The organism is Collimonas sp. OK412 (assembly GCF_900112135.1).
Taxonomy (GTDB): domain Bacteria; phylum Pseudomonadota; class Gammaproteobacteria; order Burkholderiales; family Burkholderiaceae_D; genus Collimonas; species Collimonas rhizosphaerae.
The window spans coordinates 126,653-140,222 of the sequence record NZ_FOLC01000011.1 but is presented as its reverse complement, the minus strand read 5'-3'; the positions used below and the strand labels follow the sequence as shown (position 1 = coordinate 140,222).

General features: G+C 58.3%; 13 protein-coding genes and 1 tRNA gene. 5 read left to right on the top strand and 9 right to left on the bottom strand.

Annotated features, from left to right (window positions below):
* The first annotated feature begins 11 nt into the window (after positions 1 to 11).
* The gene (locus tag BM062_RS13685; RefSeq protein WP_092397704.1) at positions 12 to 836 is read left to right on the top strand and encodes an SDR family NAD(P)-dependent oxidoreductase; all 825 of its coding nucleotides are present in this window, start codon (positions 12 to 14) and stop codon (positions 834 to 836) included.
* A 311-nt stretch (positions 837 to 1,147) separates the two neighbouring features.
* Complete coding sequence (locus tag BM062_RS13680) at positions 1,148 to 1,537, top strand: tyrosine-type recombinase/integrase (RefSeq protein ID WP_254785067.1); 390 nt, start codon at positions 1,148 to 1,150, stop codon at positions 1,535 to 1,537.
* Between the two features lie 25 nt (positions 1,538 to 1,562).
* Here the strand turns inward: BM062_RS13680 and BM062_RS13675 are convergent.
* Positions 1,563 to 1,641, bottom strand: a tRNA-Ile gene (locus tag BM062_RS13675).
* Positions 1,642 to 1,808: 167 nt separating this feature from the next.
* Complete coding sequence (gene rpoD / locus BM062_RS13670; protein WP_092397702.1) at positions 1,809 to 4,046, bottom strand: RNA polymerase sigma factor RpoD; 2,238 nt, start codon at positions 4,044 to 4,046, stop codon at positions 1,809 to 1,811.
* Between rpoD and BM062_RS13665 the strand changes: the two genes are divergently transcribed.
* Positions 3,979 to 4,326, top strand: coding sequence for a hypothetical protein (locus tag BM062_RS13665; protein ID WP_175500993.1), 348 nt, complete (start codon positions 3,979 to 3,981; stop codon positions 4,324 to 4,326). The two genes, rpoD and BM062_RS13665, sit on opposite strands and share 68 nt — an antisense overlap.
* A gap of 313 nt (positions 4,327 to 4,639) precedes the next feature.
* Here BM062_RS13665 and dnaG read toward each other — a convergent pair whose 3' ends face one another.
* The 7 genes from dnaG to ybiB form a co-directional block, all read right to left on the bottom strand.
* Positions 4,640 to 6,436: a DNA primase gene (gene dnaG / locus BM062_RS13660; RefSeq protein ID WP_092397698.1), complete on the bottom strand. Its 1,797-nt coding sequence runs from the start codon at positions 6,434 to 6,436 to the stop codon at positions 4,640 to 4,642.
* A gap of 44 nt (positions 6,437 to 6,480) precedes the next feature.
* Positions 6,481 to 6,930, bottom strand: a complete 450-nt coding sequence (locus BM062_RS13655) for a GatB/YqeY domain-containing protein (protein ID WP_092397768.1) — start codon at positions 6,928 to 6,930, stop codon at positions 6,481 to 6,483.
* Between the two features lie 185 nt (positions 6,931 to 7,115).
* Positions 7,116 to 7,328: a 30S ribosomal protein S21 gene (gene rpsU / locus BM062_RS13650; protein ID WP_005665410.1), complete on the bottom strand. Its 213-nt coding sequence runs from the start codon at positions 7,326 to 7,328 to the stop codon at positions 7,116 to 7,118.
* A 179-nt stretch (positions 7,329 to 7,507) separates the two neighbouring features.
* On the bottom strand, positions 7,508 to 8,704 hold the full coding sequence (locus BM062_RS13645) for a BaiN/RdsA family NAD(P)/FAD-dependent oxidoreductase (protein ID WP_092397696.1): 1,197 nt from the start codon (positions 8,702 to 8,704) through the stop codon (positions 7,508 to 7,510).
* 27 nt (positions 8,705 to 8,731) lie between these two features.
* Positions 8,732 to 9,931 (bottom strand): YbdK family carboxylate-amine ligase, encoded by a 1,200-nt coding sequence (locus BM062_RS13640; protein WP_092397694.1) that lies wholly within the window; start codon positions 9,929 to 9,931, stop codon positions 8,732 to 8,734.
* Between the two features lie 23 nt (positions 9,932 to 9,954).
* The gene (locus BM062_RS13635) at positions 9,955 to 11,163 is read right to left on the bottom strand and encodes a cation:proton antiporter (RefSeq protein WP_092397692.1); all 1,209 of its coding nucleotides are present in this window, start codon (positions 11,161 to 11,163) and stop codon (positions 9,955 to 9,957) included.
* A 310-nt stretch (positions 11,164 to 11,473) separates the two neighbouring features.
* Positions 11,474 to 12,487: a DNA-binding protein YbiB gene (gene ybiB, locus BM062_RS13630; protein ID WP_092397690.1), complete on the bottom strand. Its 1,014-nt coding sequence runs from the start codon at positions 12,485 to 12,487 to the stop codon at positions 11,474 to 11,476.
* A gap of 171 nt (positions 12,488 to 12,658) precedes the next feature.
* Between ybiB and BM062_RS13625 the strand changes: the two genes are divergently transcribed.
* Together BM062_RS13625 and BM062_RS13620 are read left to right on the top strand one after the other, a co-directional pair.
* A complete protein-coding gene (locus BM062_RS13625; RefSeq protein WP_092397688.1) occupies positions 12,659 to 13,225 on the top strand; it encodes a sigma-70 family RNA polymerase sigma factor in 567 nt (188 codons plus the stop codon).
* A gap of 115 nt (positions 13,226 to 13,340) precedes the next feature.
* Complete coding sequence (locus BM062_RS13620) at positions 13,341 to 13,532, top strand: zf-HC2 domain-containing protein (protein ID WP_092397686.1); 192 nt, start codon at positions 13,341 to 13,343, stop codon at positions 13,530 to 13,532.
* Positions 13,533 to 13,570 lie beyond the last annotated feature (38 nt).

Below are 13,570 nucleotides of genomic sequence, written 5' to 3'. Positions count from 1 at the left end.
AGGAGAACGATTTGAGTACATACACAACCGCCAACATTGGCAAGCGCGCGCTGGTGACCGGCGCATCTAGCGGCATTGGCGCGGCAATCGCGCGTGAGCTCGCGGCGCTCGGCGTTGATCTCGTGCTGACAGCGCGGCGCCGCGACGCACTCGACGCGGTCGCCGCGACCTGCAAGGGCGTGAAGGTCGAGATCGTTACCGCAGATCTCGGCAAGCCCGATGCCGCGCGCGCGCTATGGGCCTCCGCCACCGCGGCTGGCCCGATCGACATCTTGATCAACAACGCCGGATTCGGCTACTTCCGCCGGTTCGACGAGGTCGACTGGGCGCGCGACGCGGAGCTCGTCCAACTCAACATGACCTCGCTCGTCGCACTGGCGCGGTGCTTCGTTGACGCGCACAAGACAAGCACCGGACCCGCGCACATGGTGAACATCGCGTCGACCGGCGCGTACCAGTCAGTGCCGAACATGGCGCTGTACGCCGCGTCGAAGGCGTTTGTCCGCAACTTCAGCGAGGGCCTCCATGACGAGCACCGCGGCACGCCGCTGTCGGTGACCTGTATCTGCCCTGGCGGCACCGAAACCGCGTTCCACGCCGCGTCAGGCGGGGGTGACTACTCGTGGATTGCGAACGCGTCGACGAAAAGTGCGGAGTTCGTGGCGCACGCCGCGATCCGCGCGATGCTGCGCGGCAAGCGTACGGTTGTGCCCGGCCTGTTCAACAAGCTGTCGTGCTTTGGCGTGCGCTTCTTGACGCGGCGGTTCGCGTCGCGGGTTGCGACTCAAGTGTTAGGCAAGCCGCGGTTCGTGCTGCCAGCGCGAAAAGGGGCTTGAGAGAAGCCGGCAACTGTCATAGAGAACCACGAAGCGGAGCGAGCTCGAAAACTTAAGGAAGATTACGACGACGTAAGTCGTCGTTTTTTGCCGGTGTGCAACGGTGCAACGAGGAGGTAAACGCATTCCGGACGTTTTATCTCGCCCAACTTCGCGTAGATTAAACCAAATGTACGGGGTACAAGCCTCGAGGTACGAGATGCGACGGGCATGGTTGAGAAGCGAGATAGCGACCTTGCTTGTCGATCGCATGCATCTGAGGGTTTTGTCCTCGGCTCATCTCTCTCTCTCTCTCTCTCAGTGGCATGCGCATGAGCGAAATCATTCGTGCGGAACGGACAGAATCTGCATTTGTCTTGGCCGACACAAAGAACGGTGAACCTCGGATCGTCCCAATGCATCGAAAATTGCGTGTGTGCGCCAGCATACCGCTACCTGATCAAAGTCGAATATCCAAACATTTCCGGACAGCGAGGGGAACGATTGGTATGGACTGGCTGCATTTTCATGATTTGCGTCACAGCGCCGCAAGTTCAATGATTAATGAAGGTGTCGATCTATACACCGTTGGTGCAGTTTTTGGACATAAATCTTCGGCCAGCACCCAACGTTATGCACACCTCGTTACGGACTCGTTGAGGTCAGCAATCGACCGTATTGGTCAAAAAAATCCCCGCCAAAAGAAAATGCGGGCTGCGTGAAAAGTCACGCAACCCGCATCAGTGCTGGTGGGCCCCCCCAGAGTCGAACTGGGCACCAACGGATTATGAGTCCGCTGCTCTAACCAAGCATGAGCTAGGGGCCCAATTCCTTAGGGCGCTGCAGCGTCGTGCTCGTGGTCTTTGCGCATATCCGCTCAACCGCACTGCAGCATCTTAAAATCAATCCCGTATTATAGAAAAATACGTGGGCGAAAGGTAAAGGAATTATCGTGAATCATTCAAAAAAACACCGAATGATTCACGAATAATCTTAATTACCTTCGAGGAAGCTCTTCAGCTTGTCGGAGCGGGAAGGGTGGCGCAGCTTGCGCAGCGCTTTCGCTTCTATCTGGCGGATCCGCTCACGCGTCACGTCGAACTGCTTGCCGACTTCTTCCAGGGTGTGGTCGGTCGACATTTCGATGCCGAAACGCATCCGCAATACCTTCGCTTCGCGCGGGGTCAGCGAGTCCAGGATGTCCTTCACCACGCCGCGCATCGATGCATGCAGGGCAGCGTCGGCCGGGGCCAGGGTGTTGTTGTCCTCGATGAAATCGCCCAGGTGCGAATCGTCGTCGTCGCCTATCGGTGTTTCCATCGAAATCGGCTCTTTCGCGATCTTCATGATCTTGCGGATTTTATCTTCCGGCATTTCCATCTTGATCGCGAGCGTTGCCGGATCCGGCTCGGCGCCGGTTTCCTGCAGGATCTGGCGCGAGATGCGGTTCATCTTGTTGATCGTTTCGATCATGTGCACCGGGATACGGATGGTGCGCGCCTGGTCGGCGATCGAACGGGTGATGGCCTGGCGGATCCACCATGTCGCGTAGGTCGAGAATTTGTAGCCGCGGCGGTATTCGAACTTGTCGACGGCTTTCATCAGGCCGATATTGCCTTCCTGGATCAGGTCCAGGAATTGCAAACCGCGGTTGGTGTATTTTTTCGCGATCGAGATCACCAGCCGCAAGTTGGCTTCGGTCATTTCGCGCTTGGCCATGCGGGCTTTTTTCTCGCCCGCGCCCATCTTCTTGTTGATGCCGCGCAGGTCTGGCAACGGCAGCACGACGCGCGCCTGCAAGTCGATCAGGCGCTGCTGCAGCTCTTTCACTGCAGGCACGTTACGGCTGAGCACGGTGCTGTAGGCGTGGTTGCCGCTGACTTCGCCGTCGACCCAGTCGAGGTTGGTTTCGTTGCCTGGGAAAACCTTGATGAAATGCGGGCGCGGCATGCCGCACTTGTTCACCGCGACGTCAAGGATCTGGCGTTCGATCTGGCGCACTTCGTCAACCTGGCCGCGCAGGGTGTCGCACAATTTCTCGACGACCTTGGCGGTGAAGCGGATTCCCAGCAATTCGTTCGAAATGATCTCTTGCGCCTTGACGTAGGGTTTCGAGTTGTAGCCTTCCTTTTCGAAGGCCTTGCGCATCTTGTCGAACTGGGTCGAGATGGTCTCGAACTTGCCGAGCGCGTCGCGCTTCAGCTGTTCAAGCTGTTCCGCCGAGAAGCCGGCCGCGCCCGAGGTCGAGCTGGCGTCGTCTTCTTCCGCATCTTCTTCTTCCTCTTCTTCGTCTTCTTCGCTGTCGTCGTCGGCAGCAGTTGCTGCGGCGCTGGCGGTGGCGGCTTCGTCGGTCTGGTTGGGATCAACCAGGCCATCGACGATTTCGTCAATCTTGATTTCGTCCTTGCCGATCTTGTCGGCGGCCAGCAAGATCTCGGCGATGGTGGTCGGGCAGGCGGAAATTGCCTGGATCATGTCTTTCAGGCCGTCTTCGATACGCTTGGCGATTTCGATTTCGCCTTCGCGCGTCAGCAGTTCAACCGAACCCATTTCACGCATGTACATGCGGACCGGGTCGGTAGTGCGGCCGAAATCGGAATCGACGGTAGACAGCGCGGCTTCGGCCGCGGCTTCTGCGTCGTCGTCGCTGGCGACAGTGGCGACGTTGTCCGACAGCAGCAGCGTTTCCGCGTCAGGCGCCTGTTCGTAGACGGCAATCCCCATGTCGCTGAAAGTACCGATGATGCCTTCGATGGCTTCCGGGTCGATAATGTTTTCAGGCAGGTGATCGTTGATTTCGGAGAAGGTCAGGAAGCCGCGCTCCTTGCCCATCTTGATCAGGGTCTTGAGCTTTTGACGGCGTGCTTCGAGTTCTTCTTCGCTCGCTTCGGTATCGGACGAGAAGGCGTCTTTCAGCAATGCCTTTTCCTTGGCCTTGCGGTCTTTCGCCTTGGCCTTGTCGACCGCTTTCAGTTCAGCGCGTTCGACAGCATTGAGCGCCGCGACTTCGTCGTTTTCCGGCTGGAATTCTTTTGGCTTGCGACCACGACGTCCTGGCACCTTCACCGACGGCAAGATATAGCCGGAAGTATCAATCGCCGCCAGGGTAGCGGCATCCGTGGTTTGACTTACGCCTGATCCAATCATCACGCTGACGTCGGCCTTGACTGGAGCCGGTGCCGCATTTTTGGATGATTTGACGACTTTGAGTTGTGGTTTCTTGTTTGTCACAGGGGCTTTCGATTTCACAGATACTGGTTTTGCAACAGTTCTTGATGCTTTCGTGGTCGTTGCAGTTGCTTTAGAAACTACTTTCTTGCTAACGGGCTTCGCCGGCGTTTTGGATGAAGCAGCCGTTTTTTTAACGGGGGACTTCGAGCTTGAGGAAGAGGTGCTTACTTTGGCCTTGGCCGCAGCCGGCTTTTTAACGGAAAGTGTCAGGGATTTTGCTGGTCTCTTCATTGCATTCGCCATGGAATCAAATACCTCAAATACCAATTGGTTACACTGATTTGCGCGCCGCAGCTGCCTTTACTCTGTCCGTTTGAATTTTGATAAGCCTAAACCGCTGACAGAATCAATTGAGCGCCTGTTCTCTTGCTGCTGCTGCTGTTGCCTTTGCTGCTTTCTTCACTACGTTCCTGCCCGTCTAAATCAATCTGGTGCTACTATCAATTCAACGCCCAATTCGGCTAAGCCTAAGGTGTTGAATCTAAAGCCTTTAATTATAGCATATGGAGGGCCTTTCCTCCAATGCGGACGGCCTTCCTGCGCAGTCCGATTTACGTGTTTTAGGTCGGCTTGACCATATTTCAAGCAATTTTCTAGCGTAAATTCATTTCGGCCTCGGCTTCGCGCCGCAACTGTTCCTGTTTTTGCATCAATTCCCGGTAGCGGTTGCGCGCATCGTCATTGCCAAGCCCGGTTGCCGCCAGCTGGTCCAGTTCTTCTTTCAATATCTTCATTTTAGTCTGGCGAATTGCACCCGCCAGTTCTAATCGCGCCGCTTCCGTTTCGGATTCCGATTCTGCTGCAATTTCGGCAATCAGCGATTCAAAATCCTCGCCGCCTTCCCGCAGATGCTCGGCCAATGTCGCAAAATTGGCTTGTTCACCCATCGCATGGCTGGCGGTGATCAGGCGCGCCAGCATTTCTGCCCGGTCTGGCGCGAAATGCGCCACGGCGTCCAGCGCGGCATCGTCCAGTTCCGACGCGAACGCCGGATGGGCGACCAGCAAACGGATGATTTGCCGTTCCAGCCCGACCGGCGCCGGCCGGTTGCCGCGCGGCGGTGCGCGGCGCGCGCTGGCTATCGGTTTGGCCAGTTCAAACAAGGATTCGATTTCGTTCGGCGTCGATTGCGTCAGCTGCGCCAGGCCGCGCACGATTTGCAGCCGCAACGACGACGGCGGCATCAGCTGCAATAGCGGTTTGGCATCGTATTGCGCCCGCGCGCGTCCTTCGGATGTGCTCAAATCGGCTTCGGCCGTGACTTCGTTCAGTAAAAATTGCGATAACGGCATGGCGTCGTGGATCTGGCGCTCAAATGCTTCCGCTCCCATTTCCCGCACAAAGCTGTCTGGGTCATGTTCCTGCGGCAGGAACAGGAATTTGATGACCTTGTTGTCGGTCGCATGCGGCAGGCAGGCGTCCAGCGCGCGCCGTGCGGCTTTGCGGCCGGCGCGGTCGCCGTCGAAACTGAAGACGACATGGTCGGTCTGGCGCAGCAATTTATGCACGTGGGTCGGCGTACAGGCGGTTCCGAGCGTGGCTACCGCTTGCGGGAATCCGAGTTGCGCCAATGCCACCACGTCCATATAACCTTCGGTCACCAGCACGTAACCCGCATCGCGGATTGCCTGGCGCGCCTCGAACAGGCCATACAGCTCGCTACCCTTCTGAAATAGGGGTGTTTCCGGCGAATTCAAGTACTTCGGCTCGCCGCTGTCCAGTACGCGGCCGCCGAAACCGATAACCTGGCCCTTGGTGTTACGTATGGGAAACATGATGCGGTCACGGAAGCGGTCGTAGCGCTTGCGGTTATTGCCCTCTTCATCCGTGCGGTCGATCACCAGGCCGGATTCGACCAGGGCGGTGGCTTCATAGTCGGGAAACACCTGGCGCAGGCTGTCCCAGTTGTCGGGCGAATAACCTAATCCGAACTTTGCCGCCACTTCGCCGGTCAAGCCGCGGCGTTTCAGGTAGTCGACGGCATTTGGCGCGCTGCGCAGGTGCTGCCGGTAGAAATCGCAGGCGGCGCTCATCGCATCCGACAGGGCCATGCTCTTGGCCTGGTATTCGGCGCGTTGCGCCGGCGGGATCTTGTCGTCGTTGTCCGGCACTGTCATGCCGACGCCTTGCGCCAGGTCTTTCACCGCCTCGACAAAACCGAGGCCCGAGTATTCGATCAGGAACCCGATCGCCGTGCCATGCGCGCCGCAACCGAAGCAATGGTAAAACTGCTTGGTCGGGCTGACCGTGAAGCTGGGCGATTTCTCGTTGTGGAAAGGGCACAGGCCCATCAGGTTTGCGCCGCCTTTTTTCAGCTGGACGTACTTGCCCACCACGTCGACGATGTCGACGCGGTTGAGGAGGTCCTGGATAAAGGATTGAGGAATCACGCGGATTCGACGGCAGGCGGCGCTTTTATCGGGCTATCGGACAATCAGGCTTTGCTCAGCGCGACTTTCACCAGCGCCGAAACCGCCGTCATGTCGGCGCGGCCGGCAAGCTTGGGTTTCAGTATCGCCATGACCTTGCCCATGTCCTGGGGGCCGCTGGCGCCGCTGGCTGCGACGGCTGCCGCTACTTCAGCCTGGATTTCCGCTTCTGTCAGGCCGGCCGGCATGTAGGCCGAAAGGATAAGCAGTTCCGCTTTCTCGATGTCGGCCAGGTCCTGGCGGCCGCCGGCTTCAAACTGGCTGATGGAGTCTTTGCGCTGCTTGATCATTTTTTCGATGATGGCCAGCACGTGGGTGTCGCCCAGCTCGATGCGTTCGTCGACTTCTTTTTGCTTGATTGCCGCGGTGATCAGGCGGATGGCGCCGAGTTTCGCAGTCTCTTTGGCGCGCATCGCGGCCTTCATGTCTTCGGTGATCTGTTCTTTCAAGCCCATGCGGTTCTCCATTCGGTGGTGTTTTTCATCGAAAATCAGAAAAACAAAAATGCAGGATGGTGGTGCCGGCCATGCGACGCTACCTGTGCGAAAAACGGCAAAACCCGCTGCGGAGCAACACCGGAGCGGGTTTGTAACGCAATTCAATCAGCCGCACTAAGTGCGATGAAGAATTAGTGCAAATATTAGTACAGTTTTTTCGGCAATTGCTGGCTGCGAATGCGCTTGTAATGACGTTTCACAGCAGCTGCCAGCTTGCGCTTGCGCTCAGCAGTTGGCTTTTCGTAAAATTCACGTGCACGCAACTCAGTCAGCAGACCTGTTTTTTCAATAGTGCGCTTGAAGCGACGCATCGCAACTTCGAAGGGCTCATTTTCTTTAAGACGAATTGTGGTCATGTAAATTCAAACCAAGTTTGTATAGGGAGGAACGAGATTATAGCCGGGAAAATGGATAAATGGAAGTGTTATCCCCGACCGGTTAAATACATTGCCGTTTATTTGCAACATCCCCGTTTGATTCCGTAATGCAGCCGGCGCGGCGCTGCCGTCGGCCAGATAGCCGCCTGGTGTTATTGCTAAATGGCAAGTCCCGCCGCGGTTGCCGACGCCCAGGCCCACTGGAAGTTGTAGCCGCCGAGCCAGCCCGTGACGTCGACCGCTTCGCCGACGAAATACAAGCCGGCTACCTGGCTGGACATCATGCTCTGCTGCGACAGTTCCCTGGTATCGATGCCGCCCAAGGTAACTTCGGCCTTGCGATAGCCTTCGGAGCCGCTGGGCCGGATCGCCCAGCGGTTGACGGCGTTGCCCAGCTCCCTCAGCAAGCGGTCGGGCGTGTCAGCCAGGCGCGCTCCCGGATCAAGCTTGCCGGCTTCGATGATGCCGTGCGCCAGCCGTGCCGGCAGCCATTGCGCGAATATGTTGCCGAGGTTTTTCTTGATCGACGTTTTGCCCTCAAGCAGGGCCTGCGTGACATCGATTTCCGGCAGGAGGTTCAGCTGCAGCGGCGCACCGCTCTTCCAGAAGCTGGAAATCTGCAGGATCGCCGGCCCGGACAGCCCGCGATGCGTGAACAGCAGGTCTTCCTTGAATTCGCCGCGGCTCTTCTTGTCGCCGGTTTCCACCTCGACCGGCAAGGCAATCCCGGCCAGCGGCAGGAACGGCTGCCAGGCGGCGGCGTCGAAGGTCAGCGGCACCAGGCCCGGCTGCGGTTCGACCACCCGCAAGCCGAATTGACGGGCGATGCGATAGGCAAAGTCGGTGGCGCCGATTTTCGGGATAGACAGGCCGCCGGTAGCAATGACAACGCTGCTGGCAAGTATTTCGCCGGCGCTGCTGTCGATCCGGAACAGGTCGCCGTCCTTGCCGATACCGGCGACGCTGCAAGGCATGCGCCAGCTGACGTTGCCCAGGTCGCACTCGGCTTTCAGCATGGCGATGACCTGTTCCGACGAGTCGTCGCAAAACAGCTGGCCCTTGTGCTTTTCGTGATACGCGATCCGGTAGCGCTTCATCAGGCTGAGGAAATCCTGCGGGGTGTAGCGCGACAGGGCGCTTTTGCAGAAATGCGGATTCTGCGACAGGAAATTCTGCGGCCCGGCATTGATGTTGGTGAAGTTGCAGCGGCCGCCGCCCGAAATGCGGATTTTTTCCGCGAGCCTGGTGGCGTGATCGATCAGAACAACCTTTTTCCCACGTTGTCCGGCTACCGCGGCGCACATCATGCCCGCAGCGCCTGCGCCGATGACGGCGACATCAAATTGTTTTTGCATCGATCTTGATTAAATGGATATTGAAAGCTATTGGAAGTACGGCGGCGGCGCTTGCCCCATCCACAGTTCCGAAGACAGCCGCATCATGTCATTGAGCGAACCGCGTTCGGTAAAAGTCTGCCGCAGCCAGGCGGCGTCGCTGAGGCGATCTTCCGCCATGTGACGCAAGCGCTTGATGGTCAGCTGCTCGGCTTCGTTCTGAGTATACCGCTGTAAATCCTGCAGGTGGTCCAGCAGGTGCTGGTAGATCGGCAGTTTTGACGAGGTGGCCGGGGTGTTGCCGTGCAACGCCATGGAGCCGTTCAGGCCGTAACGGCTGGCTTCGAAGCGGTTGTACTGGTACAGCAGGTAAAAATCGTTGGTGATGACAAACGGTCTTTCAGTCAGGATCCAGCGCGCCAGCAGTTGCGCATAGCACCCCAGGTGCGCCGCGTGTTCGATCGTCAGCGGGGTGTCGCAGACACGGATTTCAACGGTGCCGTATTCCGGCTTGGGGCGGATGTCCCAGTAAAAATCCTTCATGCTGGCGACGATTCCCATGCGCAGCAATTCATCGTAATACGATTCGAAATCGCTCCAGCGGGTCAGCGTAGGAGCGGTTCCCGACAGCGGAAACGCGCGCACCACGTTGCTGCGCGAGGATTCGAACTTGGTGTCGGCGCCTTGGTAAAACGGCGAGGCGGCCGACAGCGCAATGAAATGCGGCACGAAACGCGAGAACGCGTGGGTCAGGTACAGGGCGTCGTCGCCGTTCGGCACGCCGACATGGATATGCTGGCCGAAGACGGTGAATGTCTTGGCCAGGTAGCCGTATTTTTCATGCAGGTGATAGAAGCGTTCGCTCGGCGTAATCCGTTGTTCGTTCCAGTGCTGGAACGGATGGGCGCCGCCGCCGGAGACGTCGATGTTCAGGTATTGCGCGCCGCGGTTCAGCGCCGCGCGCAGGCCTTTCAGCTCTTCGACCAGGTGGTCGACCCGGGTGTGCACGTCGGAATTGAGCTCGATCATGCCTTGCGTCATTTCCAGCTTGATCTGTTTTTGCAGGTCGCGCGGTTCGATCCAGGTCAGCAGGTCGACCGCATCGCTGGCCAGGTTGTAGTTGCGGCGGTTCACCAGCTGCAGTTCCAGCTCGATTCCCATCGTAAACGGGGCCGAACTGGTAAACGGCAAAATCTCCGCTGTTGCTGCGCCGCTCTGTGCAATGCCGCCTTGGGTGTTTTCGGTCATGGGTTCACCTTTAATTCATATCCTTATTCGCGTCCGCTTTCGCCCGACCTGATCAGGGCGAACTGGGTCGCTATCGGCCCCAGCAATTCCAGGACGATCAGGCAGCCGGCCAGCAACGGCAAGACTTCGGCTGTGGTATTGGGATAGAGGTAGGCGGTGGTTTGCATCAACCCCAGTCCGGCCTCCGTCATGGGCAAGGTGCCGAGGGTGATCAGCGCCGCCTGTTTCCATTTCATCTTGGCAAAGTGCGCAAACGAAAAGACGCCGCAGGCCATGGCCAGGAAGCGGGCCGCGATGAGCACCGCGACCGAGGCGCCCACCATCGACAGGTCGGACAGGCGGATCGAAGCGCCCATTGTGACAAACAGCATCACGATGAACAATTCGTTGGCGACGCCGAACTCCAGTTCCATCAGGTCATACTGGTGATCGAGGTTCTTCGACATGATCGCGAAAATCAGCATGGTGAGCAATATCGGCAGCTGCAGTGCGTGCGCGGCGCCGATCGCCAGGGTGATGACGGCGATCACCAGCACGAACTGGCGGCTCGGCTGGCGGCCGAGCAGGCGCGCCAGCGGGATCATCAGGCGGTAGGTCAGGTACGCCAGCACCAGCGAGCCGCACAGCGAATACAAGGTGTGCGCCAGCAGCGTGCCGAAGGGCGCGGCGCTTTCATGGGCGACAACAGGCAGCAAGGCATATGCCGCCAGCAGGGCGACAAAATTATTCAGCGCCGTCATGGCAGCAAGGCGGCGCGTCACCTGGCCTTCAGCCTGGAGTTCGCGCACCACTACCATGACTACCGCCGGCGCGGTGGCGATGGCCAGCACGCCGCCCAGCAGTGCCGGCACGCGGGCGGTGCCGAACCAGATCAATGCGCCGCTGACGAAGGTGAAACACAATACGGCGCTAAGGACAACGGTCGCCAGCAGCCATTTTTCGCGGCGCAGCCAGCCGATGTCGACATAGCGGCCCAGCTGATATACGACCAGCGCCATCGCCATGTCGGCAAAGATGTTCGCCAGCTTGAGCACGTCGCCGGAAAGCAGGTCGAGCCCGCCCACGCCAAGCAGGAAGCCGACTATCAGATAGCCGGTAATGCGTGGAAACCAAGGGTTTTTCGTTACTATATGGCCGCCCACTAGCCCGAACAGCAGCAAGCTGCCGAACAGTAACAGCGCATTCCATTGGATGGGCTGTGCTAGCGCAAAGGGCGGAAGAGTCCAATCCATGGATCCTCCAGAAAATTAGTCTTGCAGCAAAAGACGCTACGCTGGACAAGATGCCGTACAGGCAGATGAATGGGTATAGCTGAAATACTGACTTGCGTGGTTTTAAGCGCGCTCTCCTTGCGTTGATTATATTTGCGTTGCGCTATCTGATTTGTTTAAGGTATTGCCTAAGCTAAGAATAGACCGCAATTTGGCTGCAATTCCCTATGGCAATGTTTTGACGACTGCCACATAGTACATGCATCCGGCTTTTATCTTGAATCAGTCTGGTTTGTTCACTGCCGCAAAAATTAGTTCCATTGGGAAATTGCTATTGCCGGCCGATATCCGCAGGATTGTCTTGCGCGTGCAGGGCCTTGCAGACGGTCAGGCATTGTTCGACTTGTTCGGCAATCGGTTTCGGGACCAATTCTTTTTGCTCCAACGCCAGCCGTATCCAGCTGGCGGTGCTGGCTGCGTCGCGCTGCGCAGGCAAAACCGGCATGTCGTCGGCAATGCTTTGTTTTTCCACCAGCGTGGTTTGCTGGCCGCCATGCAGCCAGTCGATTTTTTGCGCCTTCCTGGCATTGGCTACCGTTTCGCCTTCCGTGCCGCGCATTAGAAACACGTCTCCGCGTTCGGCCGCAGCGGTCGTCGTGAAATATGCCGTCAGCATGGCCAGGTATTCCGGGTGAGTGTATGAGCTCAGGCGCAAGGCCGGCGTCACGAACGGCTGCATGATCTTGACCAGGGTGTGGGTGGAATTGCGCACCCCGAGAATGCGCCGCATGGCGAGCAGCCTTGCCATTTTCGGCGCCAGTGCATCGATCGGCATGAAAGCCGGCAAGCGCTGTACGAAGCATTGTTGCACCTGCTCGATGCTGGTGCAGGCCGGCTGGCCCAGCGCCTGGAAAATTTCCGCGCTGGTGACGCGGCCCGGATCCGTCAATACGCCATGCAGCAACACCGGCACGCCCTCGCGCGCCAGCAGCAGGGCCAGCAGGGGCGTCAGGTTGGCCATGTGGCGCGCGCCGTTATAGCTGGGGATGACAATCGGCGCATATTGCCAGGCAGCACTGCCGGCCTGGCCGGGCAGCGCTATTTGCGTAAACGATGCTTCCGCCGCCTGCAGGAAACCGGCGATTTCTTCTACCGATTCACCCTTGATGCGCATCGCCAGCAGGATTCCTCCCATTTCCAGGTCGGAGACGCGGCCATCCAGCATGGCGGCATACAAATCGTGCGCGTCGTTGCGCGACAGGCTGCGCGCGCCGTCCTTGCCGCGCCCGATCTCCTTGATGAAGCGGGCGGCGGGGAACGGTTCGGCGGGCTGGATATTATTCATGTGTGGATAACGATCTGGGTTTGCAAACGGGGAATGGCGCGGTGCCTGTCCGCAGCGATTTTACTTTAACAGGCCTTGGTCCATGGCCATCGGGTAAAATCGTCGCCATTCGGCCAGCTTGTCCAGCGGACTGCCTGGCGCCTGTTCTTGGTTTTTCTTATCTGGGCTTATATGGCATTCGATCCTCGCCAGCTTGAAATACTGCGGCCGCAACTGGTGCGGTTTGCCGCGCTGCAGCTGCGCAATGACGCCCTGGCCGAGGATGCCGTCTCGGAAACCGTGCTTGCCGTGCTTGAGCATCCCGACCGTTTCCAGGAGCAGTCGTCGTTCAAGACTTATGTCATCGGCATCCTCAAGCACAAATTGCTGGACCAGCTGCGGCGCGGCAAGCGCGAGGTGCAGCTGAATACGGATGAGGACGCCGACCGCAGCGATGCCGACATGATCGACGCCCTGTTCACCGCGTCAGGGCATGCGGTGGAAGCCGCCCCCAGCTGGGGAAATCCGGACCAGGCGCTGGAGCGCAAGGAATTCTTCGATATCTTGCAATTATGCATAGACAAATTGCCCGCCAAGACCGGCCGCATTTTCATGATGCGGGAATGGCTGGAGCTCGATACCGACGCAATCTGCAAGGAGCTCGACATTACCGCCGCCAATGCCTGGGTGCTGCTGTACCGGGCGCGCACGCGGCTGCGCGAATGCTTGCAGTTAAACTGGTTCGGCGCGCAGGCTTGAATTGGCGGTTTTCGTACACAATGTAAAGCTAATCCAGGTCTTATTGTAAGTATTGCATTCATGATGCGACTAACCATGAATGCCAGAATGTTCGCACAGCCAGTAAATTTATTTTATGCCATATAAACGCCTGATCCCACATTGCCGAGATACCCAGCTGCTCCTGTCCCAGGCGCAGGACAGCAATCTGTCGCCGCTGACCCGGGCGCGGGTACGCGTGCACCTGTGGACCTGCACGGCTTGCACCAGGTTTTCGCAACAGCTGGCGTTCATGCGGCAGGCGATGCGGCAGCTCGGCAAGGATTAATCGAAACCTGTGGCGGGTGCCGCCCGCGCTTTCCTTTA

What these genes read in the sequence shown, in the direction of transcription:
- ybiB (WP_092397690.1), bottom strand. Translation starts at nt 12,487, where the DNA reads ATGAATAATATCCAGCCCGCCGAACCGTTCCCCGCCGCCCGCTTCATC.
- rpsU (WP_005665410.1), bottom strand. Translation starts at nt 7,328, where the DNA reads ATGACCACAATTCGTCTTAAAGAAAATGAGCCCTTCGAAGTTGCGATG.
- BM062_RS13635 (WP_092397692.1), bottom strand. Translation starts at nt 11,163, where the DNA reads ATGGATTGGACTCTTCCGCCCTTTGCGCTAGCACAGCCCATCCAATGG.
- BM062_RS13625 (WP_092397688.1), top strand. Translation starts at nt 12,659, where the DNA reads ATGGCATTCGATCCTCGCCAGCTTGAAATACTGCGGCCGCAACTGGTG.
- BM062_RS13655 (WP_092397768.1), bottom strand. Translation starts at nt 6,930, where the DNA reads ATGGGCTTGAAAGAACAGATCACCGAAGACATGAAGGCCGCGATGCGC.
- BM062_RS13680 (WP_254785067.1), top strand. Translation starts at nt 1,148, where the DNA reads ATGAGCGAAATCATTCGTGCGGAACGGACAGAATCTGCATTTGTCTTG.
- BM062_RS13640 (WP_092397694.1), bottom strand. Translation starts at nt 9,931, where the DNA reads ATGACCGAAAACACCCAAGGCGGCATTGCACAGAGCGGCGCAGCAACA.
- BM062_RS13620 (WP_092397686.1), top strand. Translation starts at nt 13,341, where the DNA reads ATGCCATATAAACGCCTGATCCCACATTGCCGAGATACCCAGCTGCTC.
- BM062_RS13645 (WP_092397696.1), bottom strand. Translation starts at nt 8,704, where the DNA reads ATGCAAAAACAATTTGATGTCGCCGTCATCGGCGCAGGCGCTGCGGGC.